At 49.0% G+C, this 20,922-nt stretch carries 22 protein-coding genes; 10 read left to right on the top strand and 12 right to left on the bottom strand.

All coding sequences use genetic code 11. The features are described from left to right. Window positions 1-48: 48 nt before the first annotated feature. The 4 genes from LHL18_RS08860 to LHL18_RS08845 all read left to right on the top strand — a co-directional run bounded on the left by LHL18_RS08860 (window position 49) and on the right by LHL18_RS08845 (window position 2,881). Window positions 49-777 (top strand): carbonic anhydrase, encoded by a 729-nt coding sequence (locus LHL18_RS08860; RefSeq protein WP_226766690.1) that lies wholly within the window; start codon window positions 49-51, stop codon window positions 775-777. A 184-nt stretch (window positions 778-961) separates the two neighbouring features. Next, a complete protein-coding gene (locus LHL18_RS08855; RefSeq protein WP_226766689.1) occupies window positions 962-1,651 on the top strand; it encodes a hypothetical protein in 690 nt (229 codons plus the stop codon). 174 nt (window positions 1,652-1,825) lie between these two features. Continuing rightward, window positions 1,826-2,047, top strand: coding sequence for a hypothetical protein (locus tag LHL18_RS08850; protein ID WP_134052192.1), 222 nt, complete (start codon window positions 1,826-1,828; stop codon window positions 2,045-2,047). A gap of 105 nt (window positions 2,048-2,152) precedes the next feature. Further along, window positions 2,153-2,881, top strand: a complete 729-nt coding sequence (locus LHL18_RS08845; RefSeq protein ID WP_226766687.1) for a PepSY domain-containing protein — start codon at window positions 2,153-2,155, stop codon at window positions 2,879-2,881. An 8-nt stretch (window positions 2,882-2,889) separates the two neighbouring features. On the opposite strand, the gene LHL18_RS08840 is transcribed toward LHL18_RS08845, so the two are convergent. The 5 genes from LHL18_RS08840 to LHL18_RS08820 all read right to left on the bottom strand — a co-directional run bounded on the left by LHL18_RS08840 (window position 2,890) and on the right by LHL18_RS08820 (window position 6,058). Then, complete coding sequence (locus tag LHL18_RS08840) at window positions 2,890-4,056, bottom strand: nuclease-related domain-containing protein (protein ID WP_226766685.1); 1,167 nt, start codon at window positions 4,054-4,056, stop codon at window positions 2,890-2,892. Between the two features lie 92 nt (window positions 4,057-4,148). Continuing rightward, window positions 4,149-4,739 carry a YqaA family protein gene (locus tag LHL18_RS08835; protein WP_226766683.1) on the bottom strand — a complete coding sequence of 197 codons (591 nt, stop codon included), beginning with the start codon at window positions 4,737-4,739 and terminating at the stop codon, window positions 4,149-4,151. A 205-nt stretch (window positions 4,740-4,944) separates the two neighbouring features. Then, a complete protein-coding gene (locus LHL18_RS08830) occupies window positions 4,945-5,493 on the bottom strand; it encodes a hypothetical protein (protein WP_226766681.1) in 549 nt (182 codons plus the stop codon). Window positions 5,494-5,534: 41 nt separating this feature from the next. Further along, a complete protein-coding gene (locus LHL18_RS08825) occupies window positions 5,535-5,828 on the bottom strand; it encodes a CcdB family protein (protein ID WP_226766679.1) in 294 nt (97 codons plus the stop codon). Next, a complete protein-coding gene (locus LHL18_RS08820) occupies window positions 5,828-6,058 on the bottom strand; it encodes a type II toxin-antitoxin system CcdA family antitoxin (RefSeq protein WP_226766678.1) in 231 nt (76 codons plus the stop codon). Before LHL18_RS08820 ends, LHL18_RS08825 begins: the two co-directional genes overlap by 1 nt. A gap of 493 nt (window positions 6,059-6,551) precedes the next feature. Here LHL18_RS08820 and LHL18_RS08815 point away from each other — a divergent pair, with 493 nt between their 5' ends. From LHL18_RS08815 to LHL18_RS08805, 3 genes are read left to right on the top strand one after another with little or no spacing between them, the layout of a single operon-like run. Then, window positions 6,552-7,199, top strand: coding sequence for a hypothetical protein (locus LHL18_RS08815; protein ID WP_226766676.1), 648 nt, complete (start codon window positions 6,552-6,554; stop codon window positions 7,197-7,199). Next, the gene (locus LHL18_RS08810; RefSeq protein WP_226766675.1) at window positions 7,196-7,771 is read left to right on the top strand and encodes a hypothetical protein; all 576 of its coding nucleotides are present in this window, start codon (window positions 7,196-7,198) and stop codon (window positions 7,769-7,771) included. Before LHL18_RS08815 ends, LHL18_RS08810 begins: the two co-directional genes overlap by 4 nt. A gap of 33 nt (window positions 7,772-7,804) precedes the next feature. Then, window positions 7,805-8,335 (top strand): hypothetical protein, encoded by a 531-nt coding sequence (locus LHL18_RS08805; protein ID WP_226766674.1) that lies wholly within the window; start codon window positions 7,805-7,807, stop codon window positions 8,333-8,335. Between the two features lie 8 nt (window positions 8,336-8,343). Here the strand turns inward: LHL18_RS08805 and LHL18_RS08800 are convergent, their stop codons facing one another. Then, window positions 8,344-9,339, bottom strand: a complete 996-nt coding sequence (locus tag LHL18_RS08800; RefSeq protein WP_226766673.1) for an NERD domain-containing protein — start codon at window positions 9,337-9,339, stop codon at window positions 8,344-8,346. A 127-nt stretch (window positions 9,340-9,466) separates the two neighbouring features. On the opposite strand from LHL18_RS08800, the gene LHL18_RS08795 reads away from it, so the two are divergent. Beyond that, on the top strand, window positions 9,467-10,879 hold the full coding sequence (locus LHL18_RS08795; RefSeq protein WP_226766671.1) for a deoxyguanosinetriphosphate triphosphohydrolase: 1,413 nt from the start codon (window positions 9,467-9,469) through the stop codon (window positions 10,877-10,879). 47 nt (window positions 10,880-10,926) lie between these two features. On the opposite strand, the gene lpdA is transcribed toward LHL18_RS08795, so the two are convergent. From lpdA to ampD, 6 genes are all read right to left on the bottom strand, one after another. Continuing rightward, window positions 10,927-12,339, bottom strand: coding sequence for a dihydrolipoyl dehydrogenase (gene lpdA, locus LHL18_RS08790; RefSeq protein ID WP_134052218.1), 1,413 nt, complete (start codon window positions 12,337-12,339; stop codon window positions 10,927-10,929). A gap of 152 nt (window positions 12,340-12,491) precedes the next feature. Continuing rightward, the gene (gene aceF / locus LHL18_RS08785; RefSeq protein ID WP_226766669.1) at window positions 12,492-14,126 is read right to left on the bottom strand and encodes a pyruvate dehydrogenase complex dihydrolipoyllysine-residue acetyltransferase; all 1,635 of its coding nucleotides are present in this window, start codon (window positions 14,124-14,126) and stop codon (window positions 12,492-12,494) included. Between the two features lie 11 nt (window positions 14,127-14,137). Beyond that, the gene (gene aceE, locus LHL18_RS08780) at window positions 14,138-16,804 is read right to left on the bottom strand and encodes a pyruvate dehydrogenase (acetyl-transferring), homodimeric type (RefSeq protein WP_226766667.1); all 2,667 of its coding nucleotides are present in this window, start codon (window positions 16,802-16,804) and stop codon (window positions 14,138-14,140) included. A 61-nt stretch (window positions 16,805-16,865) separates the two neighbouring features. Next, window positions 16,866-17,624, bottom strand: coding sequence for a pyruvate dehydrogenase complex transcriptional repressor PdhR (gene pdhR, locus LHL18_RS08775; RefSeq protein ID WP_226766665.1), 759 nt, complete (start codon window positions 17,622-17,624; stop codon window positions 16,866-16,868). Window positions 17,625-17,945: 321 nt separating this feature from the next. After that, window positions 17,946-18,797, bottom strand: a complete 852-nt coding sequence (ampE, locus tag LHL18_RS08770) for a regulatory signaling modulator protein AmpE (protein WP_226766663.1) — start codon at window positions 18,795-18,797, stop codon at window positions 17,946-17,948. Window positions 18,798-18,809: 12 nt separating this feature from the next. After that, window positions 18,810-19,376 (bottom strand): 1,6-anhydro-N-acetylmuramyl-L-alanine amidase AmpD, encoded by a 567-nt coding sequence (ampD, locus tag LHL18_RS08765; RefSeq protein ID WP_226766661.1) that lies wholly within the window; start codon window positions 19,374-19,376, stop codon window positions 18,810-18,812. A 66-nt stretch (window positions 19,377-19,442) separates the two neighbouring features. On the opposite strand from ampD, the gene LHL18_RS08760 reads away from it, so the two are divergent. Together LHL18_RS08760 and nadC are read left to right on the top strand one after the other, a co-directional pair. After that, complete coding sequence (locus tag LHL18_RS08760) at window positions 19,443-19,976, top strand: retropepsin-like aspartic protease family protein (RefSeq protein WP_226766659.1); 534 nt, start codon at window positions 19,443-19,445, stop codon at window positions 19,974-19,976. A 50-nt stretch (window positions 19,977-20,026) separates the two neighbouring features. Continuing rightward, complete coding sequence (nadC, locus tag LHL18_RS08755; protein ID WP_226766657.1) at window positions 20,027-20,911, top strand: carboxylating nicotinate-nucleotide diphosphorylase; 885 nt, start codon at window positions 20,027-20,029, stop codon at window positions 20,909-20,911. The last annotated feature ends 11 nt before the right edge of the window (window positions 20,912-20,922 follow it).

Raw genomic sequence — 20,922 nt, 5'->3', positions numbered from 1 at the left:
CGCGGCGTTATGCTGTTGGCCGACATCACCAACAATCTGGAACACAACGTGAAAAATTCTTTTACTTTATTGGCCATGCTGGCTTCGGCGGCGCTGGTAACAGCGGTGCAGGCCACTGAATGGGATTACAGCGGCGACAAAGGCCCGGCAAACTGGGCACAACTGAGTGCAGAATTCAGTATGTGTAACGGCAGCAACCAGTCACCGGTTAATCTGACTGGCTTTGTTGACGCTGAACTTGCACCTATCAGCTTTAATTACCCGGCCGGTAGCAGTGACATTATCAATAACGGCCACACCGTGCAGGTCAATGCCAAAGCCGGTAACAGTATTGTGGTCGATGGTGTCAGCTTTGAACTGAAGCAGTTTCATTTTCATGTGCCGAGCGAAAACCATATCAACGGTAAATCCTATCCGATGGAGGCACACCTGGTTCATGCCGACAAAGACAACCATCTGGCCGTTGTTGCTGTGATGTTTGAAGCGGGTCAGCCTAATGCGTTACTGGACAAAGTGTGGCAACAAGCCCCCGACATCGGTGGCAAAGCATCGCTGACAACAGATCTGCCCGCAGCTGCACTTCTACCATCCGAGCGTGACTACTACCGTTTTAACGGTTCACTGACTACGCCGCCGTGCTCTGAGGGCGTGCGCTGGTTAGTGTTAAAACAACCGGTCACCGCCAGTAACGCACAGTTAAAACAGCTGGTGCATCATATTCACCACGAAAACAACCGCCCGCTGCAAGCGGTCAATGCCCGCGTTATCCTGCAATAACCTGACATTGTAACTCTGCCTCTAGGCGCCACAGCTATTATACTGTGGCGCCTTTTCTGTGCCCTGCTGCCGCTATCAGCACAGCATTTAACACTTAACTTCAATTTGGTTGCAATCAGTTACACTTCGGCGCTGGCAGCAACGTTAAGCTTCCTGCAGTACCCGCAATAAGGAAAACTGCAGCATGAAACTACCAGCGCTTGCGCTGCTGACCAGCAGCCTGTTATTACTCAATGGTTGTGAATTGGACACCGGCACCTCACCGGCCCACTACTACGATTTTCGCCAGGGCAACCAGCAGTGGCAGGCAGGCTTTTCAGATTACCCTACCGACAACGCCACTATTTATCAGCTACAAAGCGGTGTGCGCAACCTGCCAACCGGCTTTACCGGCCAGGGCTTTTATCTGCAGGGCATGAACCGCAGCGATGACTTGTTTATGTACATCAAACGCAAAATTACCGGGCTGGAACCGGCAACCCGTTATCAGCTGTCGGTATCAGTACGGTTTCTGACCGACGCTGCTTCAGACTGCATGGGCGTAGGCGGTGCCCCGGGCGAGTCAGTGTATCTGAAGTTCGGTTATGCCAGCCAGGAGCCACAGCAATCGGGTTACTATCTGAACGTGGATAAAGGCAATCAAAGCCAGGATGGCAGCAATGCGCGTGTGATAGGTAACATTGCCTCTGGCGAAATCAGCTGTGATAGCGATAAGTTTGCCAGCAAAATTGTCACTGGCTCAGGCAATACACCTTTGCAATTTACCAGTAACGCCGATGGCAGCATCTGGGTGTTTCTTGGCACCGACTCTGGCTTTGAAGGCTTAACCCGGCTGTATTACCGTGAGCTGGAGCTACGCTTTACGCCGCTCTGACAGCTATAGCCATTTTTTACCAACTAATGGTTAAAAACACTAATATCTGGGGGCTGGCACACTCGTTAGCGCCCAGGCAAACCACAAGACATTGATTTAATACAATAAAAAATCTGGCATAACATTTGATGGCGTTAAGTAAACGCCCAGGGCGTCACTTAAAAGGAAGCCGTTATGAACAGAACCATCGCCATCATCTTAGTTATTGTTTTAGGCCTTTACTGCTTTCCAACCTTAATAGGTGTGGTTGCCACCGCTTTTGGTGTAGCCGTTGGTATTGCCGCTACTTTGTTTGGCGTTGGCGTATCGCTGGTATTTAGCCTGCTGCCTTACATTATTCTGGCGTATCTGGTCTGGTGGCTGGTACGTGATAACCGCCGTAGCCACCATGGTTAAGCGTTACACCTCTGATCACGCCACCGGCTGCGGCAATTTGCCACTTTACAGCGGTGGCGCTTTTCTGTTTTGATAGCCCATCCACCATCTGCTGAACAATATTGCATGTTAAAACTGTGCCGTACCCTGCATAACTGGCTGGGGCTTATTCTGGTAGTACAAATTACGCTGTGGTTTTTAAGTGGCCTGGTGATGGCCATTTTACCGATTGAACAGGTGCGCGGCGAACATCTGCGCCAAACGGCAGCAGTGCAATGGCAGCAGGCCGGTGTCAGCCCGCAACAGGTACTGCAACAACACAGTGCGCATGCCAGCTTAAGTTTAAGTCAGCGCCTGGCCTGGCAAAACAATCAGCTTAGCGCCCTGCCGGTTTATCTGGTTGAAGAGGGTAACAGCTTATCCCGCTACAGTGCGGTCGATGGTGAGCCGCTTGAGAGTTTATCCGAGCAGAATATCCGGCAGCTGGCACTGGCACAGTACAGCGGCAACAGTGAAATCGTCGCCGCTACGCTGCTGCAGCAATTGCCACAAGAAGTGCAGCATCTGAAGGCCCCGCTGTGGCAACTGCAGTTTAATGACAGCGAGCACAGTCGCTTTTATCTGGACCCGGCCACCGGCGCGGTGACACGGGTGCGTACCGACAGCTGGCGGCTGTTTGATTTTCTCTGGATGTTACACATTATGGATTACCAGGATCGCAGCAACTTTAACAACCCGCTGTTGATCAGCTTTTCCGCCGCGGCGCTGATGTTTACATTAAGCGGCATAGTACTGTTGTGGCAGCGCTTCAGGCCGCGTAAACGCCGCCCGGCGCTAAAAGCCAGCAGTCACTGACATAACCACTAAGCCGTGCTGGCTTGTTTTAGCACAGCAGCAAAGCGGCTTACCTGCTCTTCGGTTAACACCACATCGGTAAATTGCTTGATATAATCTGCCGCCGAATCTACAAACATCACATTGGCGGGCATGCTGCTGGCAAACTGGGCTACCCGGTTAAAGGCAATGACCGAATGCACAGCCTGTGCGGTGTCCGTGCCCTGCAACTGCAACAGGTGTTTAACCGCCTCAACGTTTTTAAAGTTCTGATGCAGCGGGTTCATCAACTGTTTGGTAGCACCAAAGTAGTGCCGGTTCCAGTTGGCAGCCGTTTCGCTGCCACCGATACGGCCACGATCGCTTCTGACAGCAATGACAAAAATACCGTATGGGCACAACACCAGATGGTCAATTTCGGTAAGCTCATCTTTGGCGGTAAACAATTTAAGCTTGCGAAAATGCAGATATTGCTTAGATAAACGCCAGCGCAGCAGCTGGTTTAACTTGTACTCGGCAAACACCCCTTTAAACCCTGGCAGGTTATAGCCAAGCCACGAGGTTAGTAAAAATATCACCAGTAGCAGTGCAACAATGTTAGCTGCAATCAGCGGTATGCTATTTAACACCAGTCCAAGCATGTCTTGCTGCGCTGCCGGCTCAGTAGCGTGCGGCAGCGCAACGGTTTCAGCGGCAGGCGAAACCAGCTCAGGCGCTGCAGTTTCAGGTTGCGCCTGCACCGGTTCCGCTTTAGCAGGCTCTGGTAACGTGATCACCGGCTTAGGGCTAACTTCTACTGCTGAAACGTCTGCTGAGGTGATTTCTGCCGGCTTTATGCTGTCAGCGCCGTTTACACGGGCTTCTGCAGAAACTGTAGCGCTGCGCTCAGCTTCAGCTTGTGTTACAACCTTTACCGGCGTGGGCGGCGTAGTAACGTTTTCTGTTGGCTCAGCTGGGGCAGTGGTTACCGGCACGGCCTGGCGCGCCTGGCTGCCACGCGGCACGGCGTGTACCGGCTTTTGGCAATAGCGGTCATATTCGCGTTTGGCACTGCGGTAGTTACTGTTCTGCCGCTGTTGATCAAAACGATCTATTTGCTGCTGCAGTAAAATACAGGCACCGTCAGTATATTGCTGCTGCGCCGCGAGCGGTAATGAGGTTAGCAGTAATGTTATGGTAAACAACAGGTAGCGCATAAATCATCCCTGAACTATGAACAACTTATGCTAGCAGCAACTGCAGCATTTAACATCAATTAATATTACAACGCTATGAACTCACTGGCATTTTACCTGAAGAAGGTAAACCAAACCCAAACGCCCGCCAGCACCAGCAGCACTGCGCCAAGCTGGCGTGAATAACGCCGCCACAGCTTCATTGCCGCATCACCGGCAAATTGTACCAGCAGCGCCAGCCCAAAGTAGCGTACCGAGCGTGACAACGCCACCGCCAGCAAAAACAATACAAATGAAAAGCCGGTAGCACCGGCGGCCAGCATGGCAATTTGCAAGGGCGTCGGCGTAATACCGACCGCCAGCACCGACATAAAACCGTTCTCTTTTAGCTCAGTGGCAAAACTGTCGTACACCTCGGCACCGCCAAACAGCTGAATCAGGCTGTCGCCCCATTGATCCATCGCCAGCGCTCCCAGCCAGTAGCCAAGCGACGCCGCTGTAATATTGCCAGCCAGTGCAACAGCGGCAATCACCCAGCGCTTTTCCGGCTTGCGTAGCATCCACGGAATTAAAATCGCCTCAATTGGTATCGGTAAAATCAGCGTTTCGCCCATCGACAGCGCAAACAACAGTAAATAGGTGTAATTAGAGCTTTCCAGCCGCTCTAGCCAGGTGTCTGCAGATAGTGTTTTTGAATTCAGCATCTTTTACGGTCACCTTGTTGTTCAAAACAGTCCAAAGTTGGGCAAGTAAGCCAGTATCCGGCTTGTAGCTGTCTGTACGCTTAATTTGTCTGGCAACTACCAACCTTAAGTATCTGAACTGGGTTTTGTTTACACATCAGAGTACGCTTCAATGCCTTACACTTACGTTTAGCTAGGAGAAGCCAAAGCGTTGGCTCTCAGTCGGTTATTTACAGCTATTTGTGGGTATATCGCGGGTAATCACGTTTGTCTCGTCATTATTAAGTTGGCGGATCACTAACTGATTACCGCTTTGTTCAAAACTAAACTGTCCGAGCCAATCTTCCCGGCTGATAGGTATAGGTGTGAAAAAACCAAACTTACCACGGCAGATAAAATCAAAATAATGGTACGACTTACCCATAGCGCCAGTATCCGCGGTGTACAAATGAATATTGCCATTTTCCTGATAAAACTTAGTTTTATCACCAAAAACCAAATACGCCAGACATATCAATGCCAGCAGGCAGCAATGTAAAACCCCAACAGTTACAACACTATATTTGCCAGCTTTGGCCCAACCTTGCGCAGGAATTTTTAACAGCAGCACTATACCCGTTATGGTTAACAACAGTTTAATCGGAACCAGATACACGCTTACCTGATACATCAACTTGGGGCTGTGCCAGTTAATGCCAAAAGCATTGCCAAGAAACAGGCTATCGATTAGCGGTACAGTGATAAGTAAAAGTGCAGCCCAAAATAATTTCTTCACAACTTAGCCTTGGTTAAGAGCCGATAACGTAATTTGAAATGTCAAAAACCGTCGATAAGTAAGTCGATACCGGCTTTAATTTGCCCGCTACAGTGTTGTAAGTTAATTCCGTTGGCTTTTAGCCGCTTGGCGGATACAGAAGCGATATCCAGCAGATCGATAAAATAAGCCTGCCCATTGATACTCACAGGTAAATGAAAAGATGTCAGTAAGGCATTGCCTGTATCAGGTTTAATTAGCGCAACTAATAACCTGTCAATATCGTGGAACAGGGTATTGGTTAATACCACGACTAACTGCTGTTCAACGCAGGCCACGCTAAATTGCGCTAACACTAAATCTGCCCTAACCGCTCAGCAAATGTGCCTTGCTCTGCTATTTGCTGGTTATAAGCGGCTATCGCCTCAGCATTTTGCTCTCGCCATAATTCAGCTTTAGCCTGGCTAACGGCTTTTTTAAGCGCTTGCTCCAATACCACAGACGGGCTGATATTCAGCGCCTTTGCCTCAGCCAGCAAAGCGGCATCAACAGAGGTATTACATGCTGATTTTAATTTCTGATTCATCAAAAGCTCCTTACAGATTGACTGCATAGCGCGATGCTCAAAAGTATAACGCAAATTCTATGCGCAAATAACCTGCGCATAATATCTTTTGCCGGAAATACTCAACATATCCAAGCCAGAATCTTAAAAAGTTAGGAACTGTTTTTTCAGTTGCGTAGTAATTTACGAAATGTTTTAATCACACCAAATTAACAATTTATCACGGAAGAATTTTATGTCCCAGAACCATCCAGTTTTAAGCCGGGCTGAGCTAGAAACAGCTTTCAATGAGAATCAGCATGATATCTTTGTCCAGGATGATCGGGAGCTACTCGAACTCTGGATTGCAGAGCAAAAAAGTAAGGGCGTAAATCAGCAACATATCGCTGCTAAATTTGAGCAACTAACCGGCATGCCACTTGACGAATACCTTATGCAATTTGGCAAAAATTACGGTGCTACTGTGGTAGCAGCCGGGTCAGATGCAAAGGTTTTGACTGTATTGGCGGCAGAAATGAAACGCTCTGGCAGCATTTTAGGGCAATACTATTTTCAGACTCAAAACGGCAAGAAATACATTATTTTCAAAGGCCGGGCTGGTTTGCGGCAAATCTTAACAGGCACCCGCTACCTGGCGAACAACAGTAAAGTCATGCAACTTGGTATCGGCGGACAAGCAATGAGAGCGTCAGCCAGAGGTGGTGTACTGGTCTCAGTAATATTTTCTGCGACATTAAACACAATAGACTGGATTTTTAAAGACGAATTCCGCTGGACAAACTGGTTAGCAACCATATCAACCGACATAGTTAAAGCAGCTATCGCAAGTGCTGCTGGTTATGCAGCCGGTATGGTGGTATCAGCCGGTTTGGTGGCAATAACTGGCGCCAGCATAGCAATATTTCCCTTAGCAGCAGCCATTTTAGTAGGTATCGGTATTGGATTTGCGTTGAATTGGTTGGACAACAAATACGGTGTAACACAAGCCATCATTAACCATCTCAACCGAATTGAATACGACACCAAAAAAGATATCAGTGATGGTGTCTACTATGTTGTTTCAGCGGCAGGACAAGCAGTCAAACGCCAGTTAACCGGTGCAATAAGAAGCTATTTATCCAGCCTGTTGCGCAGGTTCAATGGAATTCCCGTATTAAGATGAATATTAACAAACCCAAAGCAGTCGCCTATGGTGTTGGCATTACCTTATTCTGTGGTGTGTTTGCATCAGTGTTGCTGTGGATTTTACAAAGCGACTGGCAAAGCCAGCGGGAGCAACTGCAAAGTGGCCAACAACTTATCGTGCTAAGTTACTCATCCGGTTATATCCCCGGTGTTATCGCCGGGTTAGCGGTGCTGGCACTATTATTTTCTGGCCTCACCTTTTTGCTGTTTGCTGGTGAAAAGGCAAAAACGTTCAAGTCGGCACTGATCCGCTTTTGCAGCATTGCGGTGCTGTTAAGCTTAGGTGGTGTGTTTGGCGGAGAAATTTATCTGGCAAACAACTGGGATAAACAGGCAGTAAATAAAGGCTACCAGCCCTGCCCCGTCGGTACTTTGCTGTTAAATCGGGTAACGTATACGGCCTGGGTGAAGAATGAAGCGCTGTGTTACAACAGTGATATCCGCCGTATTATCAGCCGTGGCACACCGGAAGAAACCAAACAAGTCGAGCAGTACTGGCAGGCACAGCAACGACAGCGCGAAGCACGGCTGAAACTGCAGCAAGGATAAAGTAATAACCCAATACATAAGCCTACCGTTTAAATGCAACAAGATGAAAATGAACTAGCGCTATGGCAACTGTTCGCAGGGTTGGCACTGTTTGCAATGCTGACCTTTTTTGCACTGGGCTATTTTGGCTACAGCTTAATCACTATGCTTGAAGCACTGCTGACTAAAGCAAATGCAGTTACGGTAAACAAAGGCGCGTTCTATTGCCTGGGTGCAGCAATGATGGGCGCTATGTTGTCGTACTTTGGTGTGCGTAAAATTCGCAATAAGCCCGTTACACCGCAGTTGAACAAACAGGCCAGCCGGTTCTTTGTTATCAGCCTGATAATTACAATTGTGCTGCCGCAGTTACTACACTACCCAATCCAAAGCTATTTAACAGCAAAAGGTTATACCGAGTGCGCGCTGCAATCACGGCAATGGATGCACGACAAAGTAATGGTGTTTACTGCCACCCCCGAGCATTGTATTGAAATGACGATTGCAGAGTGTAAAACCGATGCTGATAAGCAGAAATGCCAGTCGTTACCGCAGTATTTTAATGGTAAAGCAGTAACGTTCTGAAGCTGTAGCTACGCTGCTTTTTGCGTTTTAACCTGCGCTAAATGCAACTTGCTCAACGCCTTTCTGCTGGCTAGGGCAAAGTTTAACCGCGCGGTAAACTGGCGCACTTGCTCATCATCAAAACATGGCTGATAAAACTGCTGCAGGTAATCGCCGACTAAATCGATGTACATTACATTTTGTGGGATCTGGCTGTTAAACTCCGCCCGCTGGCTAAATGCCACTATCGAATGCACTGCGTCGCTGTCTTTACCGTTTAAGCCCAGCACATGCTTTATCGCTTCGGTATGTTTGTAGTTCTGGTGCAACGGGTTCATAAACTGATGCTTGCTGCGAAAGCGCTGTACTGTCCAGCGTGGTTGTTTCTCGCCACCGAAAATCCAGCCACGGTAGTTTTTTACTTCAATCACAAAGATGCCATAGGCGCTAACCACCAGATGATCTATCTCGGTTAAATCACCCTGCTCTGTGGGTATCACCAAATTACGATAATGCTGGTAGCTGGCTGGCAACTCTTTAACTAATACCTTGTGTAATACGCGCTCGGCCAGCGCACCTTTAATACGGGCGCCGTGCCGCGCTAAAAACAGTGCAAGTAACCCCATAACCACAACAATCAGTAGCAGAAATGCCAGCAGGCTGCCAAATAGTGCCAGTACCGGGGCAAATAGCTGTTTTAGTATATCGGCGGGCTTGGGTATAGCAGAAGGTGTAGGCTTAACCGGCTGCGGTTTTGCTGTTACAACCACATTGGGGTTTGCAGGTTGTGTTGCAGCAGTATTTTTTGTGTTGCCAACGGTAATGGTTTTAACTGGGATGTTGGTCAGGTTAAGTTCTTTGTCAGGCGCCGGTATCGGATTTTGGCAGTGGTTATTCAGCTCACGCCGCGCATCCTGGTAATTACGGCTATTCGGCTGACCAGCAAAGCGGTCAGCTTGCTGCTGCAGCAATAAACACGCCCCTTCGGTGTATTGCTTTTGGCTAAAAGCTGTTATCGGCAACATTAAAAGAATGATTAAAGCTTTAGACAAATTATCCAACATAGGTAACTTTGTGAATTTCAATGTTGATTTTGTTTCAATTCTATAATTGAATCAATTGCAATTAAAAATAAAAACCAAGGACAACCCAATGACACAATCAGTAATGAACTGGGATACATTGTTAAATACTCACAGATTGAAAGATAACCCACCGAAGACAGAAGATGGCAGAACTCCATTCAATTCAGATCACGATAAAATAATATTTTCAGGAGCCTTCAGACGTCTAGCAAAAAAGACTCAAGTTCATCCTTTGGCAACTAATGACCATGTCCACAATCGTCTAACTCATAGTCTAGAAGTTTCATGTGTTGGAAGGACTCTTGGCATTCGTGTTGGGCAAAAACTAAATGAGAATAATCAACTTCCAGCTTCGATTACGCCATCAGATATCGGAGACATTGTTGAGGCTATCTGCCTTGCTCATGACATAGGTAATCCCCCTTTTGGACATTCTGGTGAGGAAGCAATTAGAGCTTGGTTCAAAAAAGCAGGCAATCATTTTATAAAAAACCTTGCACCTCAACATAAAGGAGATCTCGAGAACTACGAGGGCAACGCACAGGGATTCAGAATTCTGACGACTTGCGAAGGATATCAATATGAGTATGGCATGAGGTTAACTTACGCTACTTTAGCTTCTTTTATAAAATATCCATGGACATCTTTAGATAGTCTAACTCAAAAAGAATTTACCAAAGAAGGGAAATTCGGAATATATAGTTCAGAAAATTTAATCTACCACGATGTCGCTATGAATACTGGATTGTTGAAACTCGACTCAAGTATCTATGCTCGACATCCACTGGTTTACTTGATGGAAGCCGCTGATGACTTCTGCTATACAATCATAGACCTAGAAGATGGGATATCCATGGGCATTCTCTCTTGGGCAGATGTATACAAAATAATTGAGTTAGCGTTGGACAAAAAGGATATTGATGAGTTTGAGCAACACCGCGCTACTTTGAGTGATGGCAGAAAAATGTCGATACTTAGAGGTTTGATAATTCAAAAATTTGTCGATGCAGGTGCAAAAGCCTTTATTGAAAATCAAAGTGATTTTTTGAATGGCAACATTTTTAGATTAAAAAAAGACTTGATAAGTTTATGCTCCCCTGAAGTTAAAGCAGCGGTTGGCGAGGCTAAAGAATTAGCAAAATCAAAGCTATTTAAACATCCAAGAAAAATAGAACTAGAAATTGGTGCTTATAATACATTGGCAACACTGCTAGAAAACATCATAGAGGCGATAACAGAACACATTGAAAATAAAGGAAATAGCAAAGAAATAAGTAGCAAGTCAAATAGGGTTCTCGACCTTTTGGGGCGGGATACTTTTTCACCAGAAGTAAAAGCTTATGTAAATACCGAAAATGGAGATAAGAATATTGCTACATATCATGGAATAATGAGAGGGCTTGATTTCATATGCGGCATGACTGATCATTACGCAAATTACCTCGCGCAACAATTCAATGGCATGGGAATCTTTAGATAAAACAAAGGCCGCATTAGCGGCCTTTGTTTTATTCAGCAATAAGAAGCTTACTTCTTCTTCGCTTTCGGGTTTGGCAGGTCGGTGATTGAACCTTCGTACACTTCTGCTGCTAAACCGATAGACTCGTTCAGTGTTGGGTGAGCGTGGATAGTTAACGCGATATCTTCTGCGTCGGCCCCCATCTCTACTGCTAAGCAGATTTCACCCAGCATTTCACCGGCGTTGATACCAACAATAGCGCCACCGACGATACGGTGCGTTTCTTTGTCGAAAATCAGCTTAGTGAAGCCTTCAGTGCGGGCTGAAGCAATAGCACGGCCTGACGCGGCCCAAGGGAACACGGCGGTTTCTACTGCCATGCCTTTTTCTTTTGCTTCTTTCTCGGTTACACCTGTCCAGGCCATTTCCGGGTCGGTGTAGGCAACTGATGGAATGCAGCGCGGGTCGAAGTAGTGCTTCTGGCCGGCAATCACTTCAGCCGCTACGTGGCCTTCGTGTACTGCTTTGTGCGCTAACATTGGCTGGCCGATAACGTCACCGATGGCATAAATGTGCGGTACGTTAGTGCGCAGTTGCTTATCAACATTGATAAAGCCGCGCTCGTCTACGTTAACACCTGCTTTTGCCGCGTCTAACAGGTTACCGTTTGGCTTACGGCCAACTGCAACCAGGATCTTGTCGTAACGTACGGCTTTCTCAGGGGCGTTTTTGCCTTCGAAGGTTACATATAAGCCGTCTTTTTTCGCTTCTACGCCAACTACTTTGGTCGACAACATGATGTTGTAGTTGTCTTTGTTGTACTTGGTGTAGGCTTTAACGATATCAGCATCTGCTGCCGGTACTAACTGGTCAGCAAATTCAACTACTGATACTTTAGAACCCAGTGCACGGTACACAGTACCCATTTCCAGGCCGATGATACCGCCACCTAATACCAGCATTTCGCCCGGAATGTCTTTTAATTCCAGTGCGCCGGTTGAATCGATAATACGGTCGTCATCTTTTGGAATAAATGGCAGTGATACCGGCTCTGAACCTGCAGCGATAATGGCCTGTTCAAAGGTAATAGTGGTGTCGCCAACCTGTAAGGTGTTTGCGCCGGTGAATTTACCGTAACCGGTAACCACTTTTACTTTACGCATTTTCGACATACCGGCCAGGCCGTTAGTCAGCTGACCAACTACTTTGTCTTTCCAGCTACGGATTTTGTCTAAATCGATTTTCGGCTCGCCAAAGGTTACGCCGTGTGAGGCCATATCGCGGGCGTCATCAATGACCTTAGCAACGTGTAATAAGGCTTTAGATGGAATACAACCTACGTTTAAACATACGCCGCCTAAGGTGCTGCGTGCTTCAACCAGGGTAACTTCTAAACCTAAATCTGCTGCGCGAAACGCTGCAGAGTAACCGCCAGGGCCTGCGCCCAGCACCACTACTTGGGTTTTGATTTCGTTGCTCATCGTATTACCTTTTATCATCGGTTCGGTTGACTGATAGCAGCATGTAGGGCAAGGCTACCAGGCGAAAAAAGTGGCAGAATTTTAACATTCTGCCTGAGCGATGTCCCGTAACTTTTCAGTGCGGGACACAAAATTCGCTCCGCTACAGGGTGTTACATAATAATTTGGCGAATATCAGCCAGATAACCTGCCAGTGTGGCGGTAAAACGTGCGGCCAGGGCGCCGTCAATCACGCGGTGATCGTACGATACGCTAAGCGGCAGCATCAGCTTTGGCTCAAACTCTTTACCGTTCCATTTCGGCTTAATGTCAGACTTCGACACCCCTAATATGGCGACTTCCGGCGCATTTACAATAGGCGTAAACGCCGTACCGCCAATGCCGCCGAGGCTTGAGATCGTAAAACAGCCGCCCTGCATATCGCTGGAAGTCAGTTTACCTTCGCGAGCCTTAACAGAGATGTCCTGCAGCTCACGTGACAGCTCGATAATGCCTTTTTTGTTTACATCACGTACTACCGGTACCACCAGGCCATTTGGAGTATCAACGGCAATACCTAAGTGCACGTATTTTTTCAGAATTAAGCTTGCGCCATCATCCGACAATGAGCTGTTAAAGGTTGGGAACTCTTCCAACGCTTTGGCCACCGCTTTCATAATAAACACCAGCGGTGTGTACTTAACGCCCATTTTTTTCTTGTCGGCAATAGCGTTCTGCTCTTTGCGGAAGTCTTCCAGGCCGGTGATGTCAGCTTCATCGAACTGGGTCACGTGCGGAATACGTACCCAGTTACGGTGCAGGTTAGCACCGGATAACTTCTGAATACGTGACAGTGGCTTGGCTTCAACTTCGCCAAATTTGCTGAAGTCGACTTTTGGCCAGGCAATCAGGTCAAAGCCCATGCTGTTGCCAGCGCCAGAGCTTACTGCGCCACTTTCAACCTGCTTCACTAACTGCTTAACGTAGTTTTGTACGTCTTCTTTCACCACGCGGCCTTTACGGCCTGAGCCTTTCACCTTCGCCAGGTTGATACCAAACTCGCGCGCTAAACGGCGGATCACCGGCGACGCGTGGGCATAGGCGCTGTTTTCAACAAAGCCGTCACTGCCTGACGCAGCAGAGGCTGCCGGTGCTGTTTCGGTTTTCGCCGGAGCTGCTTCGGTTTTCGTTTCTGCTTTGGCTTCGGCTTTTGGCTCGGCAGCCGGGGCAGCATCGGCACTGGCGTCGCCTTCGGTTTCAAATACCATGATCAGGCTGCCGGTCGATACTTTATCGCCAACATTGATTTTGATTTCTTTAACCTTACCGGCAAAAGGTGCTGGTACTTCCATACTGGCTTTGTCGCCTTCTACGCTCAGCAAAGATTGCTCTTCGCTTACTGTATCGCCAACTTTTACCATTATTTCAGTAACTTCTACTGCGTCGCCGCCGATATCCGGTACTTTTACGTCCTGTACTGCAGTGCCGCCACTTTTTGGCTTGTCTGCTTTGGTTTCGCTTTTGGCGTCGCTCTTAGCTTCTTCTTTGGCAGGTGCTGCGTCTTCTTTCGCTGCGCCCTCGCCTTCAAAGGTCATGATCAGGCTGCCGGTTTTTACCTTATCGCCCACTTTAACGTTGATGCTTTTTACCACACCAGCTTCGCTTGCCGGTACTTCCATACTGGCTTTATCACCTTCAACGCTAAGCAGTGACTGATCGACCGCAACCTTGTCGCCTGCCTTGACCAGAATTTCGGTGACTTCTACTTCATCTGCACCAATATCCGGAACATGAATTTCAATCGTCATGGTTAATCCTCTTATGCGTACAGCGGGTTGGTTTTGCCACTGTCGATGCCAAATTTCTTGATGGCGTCGCTGACCACGGTTTTCTTCAACTCGCCCTGCTTCACCAGCTCGCTAAGCGCAGCCACAACAATGTAGCCGGCGTTAACTTCAAAGTGGCGGCGCAGGTTCTCGCGGCTGTCTGAGCGGCCAAAGCCGTCGGTACCCAGTACCTTGTAAGACTTAGCCGGGATGAAAGCACGAACCTGATCGGCGTAGTTTTTCATGTAGTCGGTGGCGGCAATCGCCGGTGCACTGTTCATTACCGTAGCAATGTATGGCGTTTTCTCTTTCGCGTCCGGGTTTAGCATGTTAAAGCGCTCAACATCCTGGCCATCACGTGCCAGCTCGTTAAACGAGGTAACAGAGTACACGTCAGAGGCTACACCGTAGTCTTTGCTTAAGATGTCAGCAGCTTTACGCACTTCATTTAAAATAGTGCCTGAGCCCATCAGCTGTACTTTGCCGCGATCGCCGTTGTGCGACTCCAGCTTGTAAATACCACGGCGAATACCTTCCTCGGCGCCTTTTGGCATGGCCGGGTGGTGGTAGTTTTCGTTCATTACCGTGATGTAGTAATAGATGTTTTCCTGATCTTTACCGTACATGCGGCGGATACCGTCTTGCATAATCACCGCCAGCTCAAAGGCATAAGTCGGGTCGTATGAAATACAGTTCGGCACGGTGCCGGCCAGAATATGGCTGTGGCCGTCTTCGTGCTGTAAACCTTCGCCGTTTAACGTAGTACGGCCAGCAGTTGCGCCTAATAAGAAGCCGCGCGCCTGCTGATCGCCTGCCAGCCACGCCATATCGCCCACGCGCTGGAAGCCAAACATCGAGTAGTAGATATAAAACGGGATCATCGGTAAATCGTTGGTGCTGTACGACGTTGCCGCCGCCACCCAGGATGACATTGCGCCCAGCTCGTTAATACCTTCCTGCAGTACCTGACCACCGACATCTTCTTTGTAGTAACTCACTACTGAGCGGTCTTCCGGCGTGTAGTTCTGGCCGCCAGGGTTATAGATACCGATTTGACGGAACAAGCCTTCCATACCAAAGGTACGGGCTTCGTCAGCAATAATCGGCACAATTTGCTTACCGATATGCTCATCTTTCAGCAGAATATTCAGTGCGCGCACATAGGCCATAGTGGTTGAGATTTCACGCTTTTGCTCTTCCAGCAGGGCGTCAAAAGCACCCAGCTCAGGCAGTGCCAGCGCTTTAGTAAAGTTTGGCAGACGTACCGGCGTGTAACCGTGCAACGCTTTACGGCGTGCATGCAGGTATTCCAGCTCTGGCGAGCCTTCCGGCAGCTTGATGTACGGTAAGTCGGCTACCTGCTCTTCGCTGATGTAGTCTTCCAGGCCAAGACGTTTACGCAATTGCAGCACGTGCGTCATGTCCATTTTCTTCACCTGGTGCGCAATGTTCTTACCTTCTGCTGCTTCGCCCATGCCGTAACCTTTAACGGTTTTTGCCAGGATAACAGTCGGTTTGTCAGTACATTCCTGCGCGGCTTTAAAGGCAGCAAACAGTTTGGATGGCTCATGACCGCCGCGTTTTAAGGCGAAAATTTCTTCATCGGTCATGTCAGCAACCAGCGCTGCCGTTTCCGGGTAACGGCCGAAGAAGTGCTTACGCACATAGGCACCGTCATTGGCTTTGTACGTCTGGTAGTCACCGTCGATGGTTTCGTTCATCAGCTGTAACAGCTTACCGGTGGTGTCTTTCGCCAGCAGTTTATCCCAGCCGCGGCCCCACACCACTTTGATCACGTTCCAGCCCGCACCGCGGAACAAGCCTTCCAGTTCCTGAATAATCTTACCGTTACCCATTACCGGGCCATCGAGGCGCTGCAGGTTACAGTTGATCAGGTAACACAGGTTGCCCAGCTTTTCGCGCGCGGCAAAGCTTATCGCACCACGTGATTCCGGCTCGTCCATCTCACCATCACCTAAGAAGGCATAAACGCGCTGTGCGCTGGTGTCTTTTAAGCCACGGCCGTGTAAATACTTTAAGAATCGTGCCTGGTAAATAGAGGCGATAGGGCCAAGGCCCATCGACACCGTTGGGAACTGCCAGAATTCCGGCATTAATTTCGGGTGCGGGTAGCTTGATAAGCCCTTGCCGTCTACTTCCTGACGGAAGCTGTCGAGCTGCTCTGCAGTTAAGCGGCCTTCTACAAAAGCACGGGCATAGATACCCGGAGAAATATGGCCCTGATAATACACCAAGTCGCCGCCGTCTTTGTCGTTCGGCGCGCGGAAGAAGTGGTTAAAACAGGTTTCGTAAAACGCGGCAGATGACTGGTAAGACGCCATATGGCCGCCTAAATCCAGCTCTTTTTTCGAGCCACGCAGTACAATCATAATGGCGTTCCAGCGGATCACCGAACGAATACGCCGTTCCAGATTAACATCGCCCGGGTAAGCCGGTTCTTGCTGCGGAGGAATGGTATTAATGTAGTTGGTGGTGACGCCGGTTGGCATGTCTACGCCTTCTAACCGGGCTTCTTCCAGCACTTTCTCCAGCAGGAACTGTGCCCGCTCGACCCCTTCAGTGCGAACTACCGATTCCAGCGCTTCAAGCCACTCTTTGGTTTCCAGAGCGTCGATGTCAACTTTACTGACTTCAGACATATCGAGGTTTCCTTTGGTTATGCACGCCTGTGCTATACATGCATGTGCGTTAAAATTGTTATTAACCCTGCTGGGTACGGCGCAACGAACGTTCAATACGCGAACGTTCTTTGCCCACTTCCAGCAGCGCTTCTTCAATAAAAGCCAAATGGCCATTGCTGGCCTGACGCGCCTTTTCCGGCTCGCCGTTGATAACAGCCTGCATCAGCCGTTGCCGGTGTGCATTTAGCTGGCTGACAATGCCTTCCTTTTGCTGCAGGGTTTCCAGGTTTAAGCGGATATTCTGCTCCACCAATGGCGTTAAGCCGCGCACCAAATGCAGTAACACCACATTGTGTGACGCTTCGGCTACTGCCAGATAAAAACTGCCGACCGCTTTGGCTTCACGGTCAATGTCGTTTAACTGCTGTGCCTGGCATATTGCATCGTAATGCGCGGTAATTTGGGCAAAATCGGCAGCCGTACCACGCAATGCGGCGTAATAGGCACAAATACCCTCCAGCGCGTGGCGAAACTCCAGTAAATCAAACTGCGATTCCGGGTGGCGGGCAATCAGCGCAAACAGCGGGTCGGTCAGGCCAACAGCCAGGTTGTCACAGACATAAGTGCCACCACCCTGACGGCGGCTGACCAGGCCTTTGGCTTCCAGCTTTTGAATAGCTTCGCGCAGCGATGGCCGCGATACGGCAAACATGTCGGCTAAATCACGCTCTGGCGGCAATTTCTGCCCCGGCGCAAAACTGCCTTCAAGCAACATGTTTTCCAGTTGCTCGACAATGCGGTCAGAGAGTTTTGCCGGTTTAATTTTAAAATCTGCCATGCGCTGCCAAGTTTGCTATCTGGTATTTTCCGTTACAGAGCCAATCCGCCACTGTAAATTGGTCTTACCAATTATATTTTAGTGGCGATAAGGTAGCAGTTTCTGCCCGGCATGTAAATAAAGCAGAGAATACCGGCAAAGGCAAAAACGGAAAATAGTTAGAGTATTAACTCAGAATGACAAGCGTATGAAACAAACCATTAGAATTGGTCTGACCAGGGTACGAGCAAGGCAGGTAACGCATTTTCCGCCTGCGGTAATCTCGATAACAGGCAGCAATAAAAAAGGCGCCATATCGGCGCCTTGATAGCAAAACTCTAATCAGCCTAACCAGCCACTTAACGTCAGAATGGCGGTAAAGGCCAGGAAAAACAGCATATTGCGTTTAGCAAGCTGCACCATATAGCTGGTATCTTCCAGCGTATTTAAACTGTCTGCCGGCAATGGTTCGGCAGCGGTTGCTACATCTACCACCACCTGCTCGTTGTCGGCGGTAAAATCAAGAAAGTAGCCCAGTAACGCGGTAGAGGCGCGGGAGAAATGCCCCACCAGTGCAAAGCCTAAGCCAAACAACCGGGCCGGAAACCAGTTGGCCCAGTGCGCTACACAAGGCACAGCCTTACTATTACTACAGGCGGTATAACTGGCTGCATCGTCTTCTGCCACAGCTTCCTGTAAATGCCGCACCAGGGCATAGGTAATAACGCCGAACGCACCCAGTAGTAAAAACCAGAACACTACAGCAGCGTAGTAACGAAAATTCAGCCACACCAAGAGCTGACCATAACTGTGCTGCTCTTTGTTGCTACCCATATCAGTGCGTATTTGCTGCATAGCAATAAACGCCGCTTCTTCATCGCCTCTGTCCATAGCATTTAAATACTGCTTATACAGCTGACGATAATGCCAGCAGCCAAGCCCCACCAGCAATACCAGCGTATTGACCACCAGACTCAGCAAATGGCTGTCTGCCAGATGCAGCAATAAAGCCACAACAGCGCCCGGCAGTATCAGCCACAAGTACCAGCCCAGGCTATTGGCGGCAAGCTTACTCAGGCCGGAGCGGGCGGTAAAACGCACATAAGCGCTGGCATAACGGCTGGCTTGCCAGGCATCACTGCGCACGGCAAGACGCTCAATAATAAGTGCCAGCAGCATACTGATTAATGTCATAGCGAAAACTCCTTAAATCGGCTTGTTTAGCGCACTTTTTATCGCGTCGCGGTAGCGCATCCAGTCAAACGCCGCGCCGGGGTCGGTTTTGCGCCCGGGCGCAATATCACAATGGCCAGCTATTCGCTCAGGCGTAATAGCCGGATACTGCTGCATTATCATTAGTGTCAGGTTAATCAGGCTTTTATATTGCTGATCAGTATACGGTAAATTATCGGTGCCTTCTAATTCTATGCCGATAGAAAAATCGTTACAGCGCGCACGGCCGGCAAAATTGCTGACACCGGCATGCCAGGCGCGTTTGGCAAAAGGCACATACTGAAAAATGCTGCCGTCACGCCAGATCACGCAATGCGCCGATACCCTCACTCCGGCAAGACCGACAAAGCTTGGGTGTGCTGTGCAATCAAGCTTGCCCATAAACAGCGCGTCCACATAGCTATGCTGTGGTACTTTGGCAAATTCGCCGGCTGGCAGGCTGATATTGTGGATCACCAACAGGCTAACCGTTTCCGCGTGCGGGCGGTCATCGTAATGAGGGCTATGACGCTCTGTGACAACAGGTAGAGTAGCAGTCATGATGTTTTGCCTTTAACCGGCAGGGTCAGTAAGCTATAGCGCTATTGTCAATGCAGGAGGTTATTAATGCAAGCACCTGAGCCAACAAACAAATATGGTAAGACCTTCGCTATTATTGCCTGGCTTATTCTGATGGTGCTGCTGTTTTTATTTTTTCAGGACACCATCAGCAAACAGCTTAACCCAAACCAGCAACTGCGCAGCGTAACCGGCAGTAGTGGCGAAACCCGCACTGTGCTGATCCGTAACAAAAGCGGCCATTATGTCGGCACGGCTCTGGTTAACAATACGCCGGTTAATTTTATGCTCGACACCGGCGCCACCACTATTGCCATTGATGCCGGCACCGCCCGCCAGCTAAATTTGCCTTTTGGCCGCGAGGTACAGGTAAGCACCGCCAATGGTATAGCGCAGGCGTATCAAAGCCAGGTAGACAGCCTGCAACTGGGCGATATCCGGCTGTATAACATCGACGCCGTTATCGTGCCGCAGCTGGGTAACCTGGATGGCAGCGCCGAGATATTACTGGGCATGAGCGCGCTAAAACAGTTAGAATTCCACCAGCAAGGCAATCAGCTTACCCTTATCCAGCACAACTAATACATCTTACAAACCAGACTGAATGACGAAAACCAGATGACTAAAACCAAATGACTAAGCAAACCGACTTTACCACGCTGTTACAACAAGAAATACAGCGCGCCGTGGCCAGCGCCCTGGCCGAAGATTTAGGCTTTTTACCCTTAACCGACGGCGATATCACTGCGTCATTAATTCCGAAGCAGCAGCAGGCCAGTGCCACTATTATTACCCGCGAAGAGTGTGTGTTGTGCGGCAGCGCCTTTGTCAACGAAGTATTCCGTCAGCTCGGCGGCGAAGTGCGGATTAACTGGCAGGCCAAAGACGGCGACAAATTAGCCGCCAACAGCACCCTGTGCAGCCTGAGTGGCCCGGCCAGAATACTACTAACCGGCGAGCGTACCGCCCTGAACTTTCTGCAGCTATTAAGTGCAACGGCTACCACCACGGCGCACTACGTGCAGTTTTTACAAGGCAGTAATACCCGCTTACTCGACACCCGTAAAACTATCCCGGGCCTGCGCTTCGCGCAAAAGTATGCTGTCAGTACCGGCGGCGGTAAAAATCACCGCATTGGTTTGTATGACGCCTTTTTAATTAAAGAAAACCATATTGCCGCAGCAGGCTCTATCGCCAATGCGGTAGCGACTGCCCGGCAAAACTTCCCCGGCAAACCGGTAGAGGTAGAAACCGAAAACCTGACCGAGCTACAACAAGCGCTGGCTGCCGGTGCCGACATTATCATGCTGGATAACTTTAGCCTGGCCGATATCAAGCAAGCAGTAACTCTGAATGGTGGCAAAGCCAAACTGGAAGTATCAGGCAATATTACCAGCGAGCGTTTAACGGAACTTGCGGCCACCGGCGTTGACTATATTTCCAGTGGTGCCTTAACCAAGCATATACAGGCGATAGACTTATCGATGCGCTTAAGCATTAATCAGGAAGCTCTGTAGCGGAAAATTAC

The organism is Rheinheimera aquimaris (assembly GCF_020531985.1).
In the GTDB taxonomy this organism is placed as follows: Bacteria; Pseudomonadota; Gammaproteobacteria; order Enterobacterales; family Alteromonadaceae; genus Alishewanella; species Alishewanella aquimaris.
The sequence above is the reverse complement of the archived record's forward strand: the minus strand, read 5'-3'. Positions and strand labels throughout refer to the sequence as shown.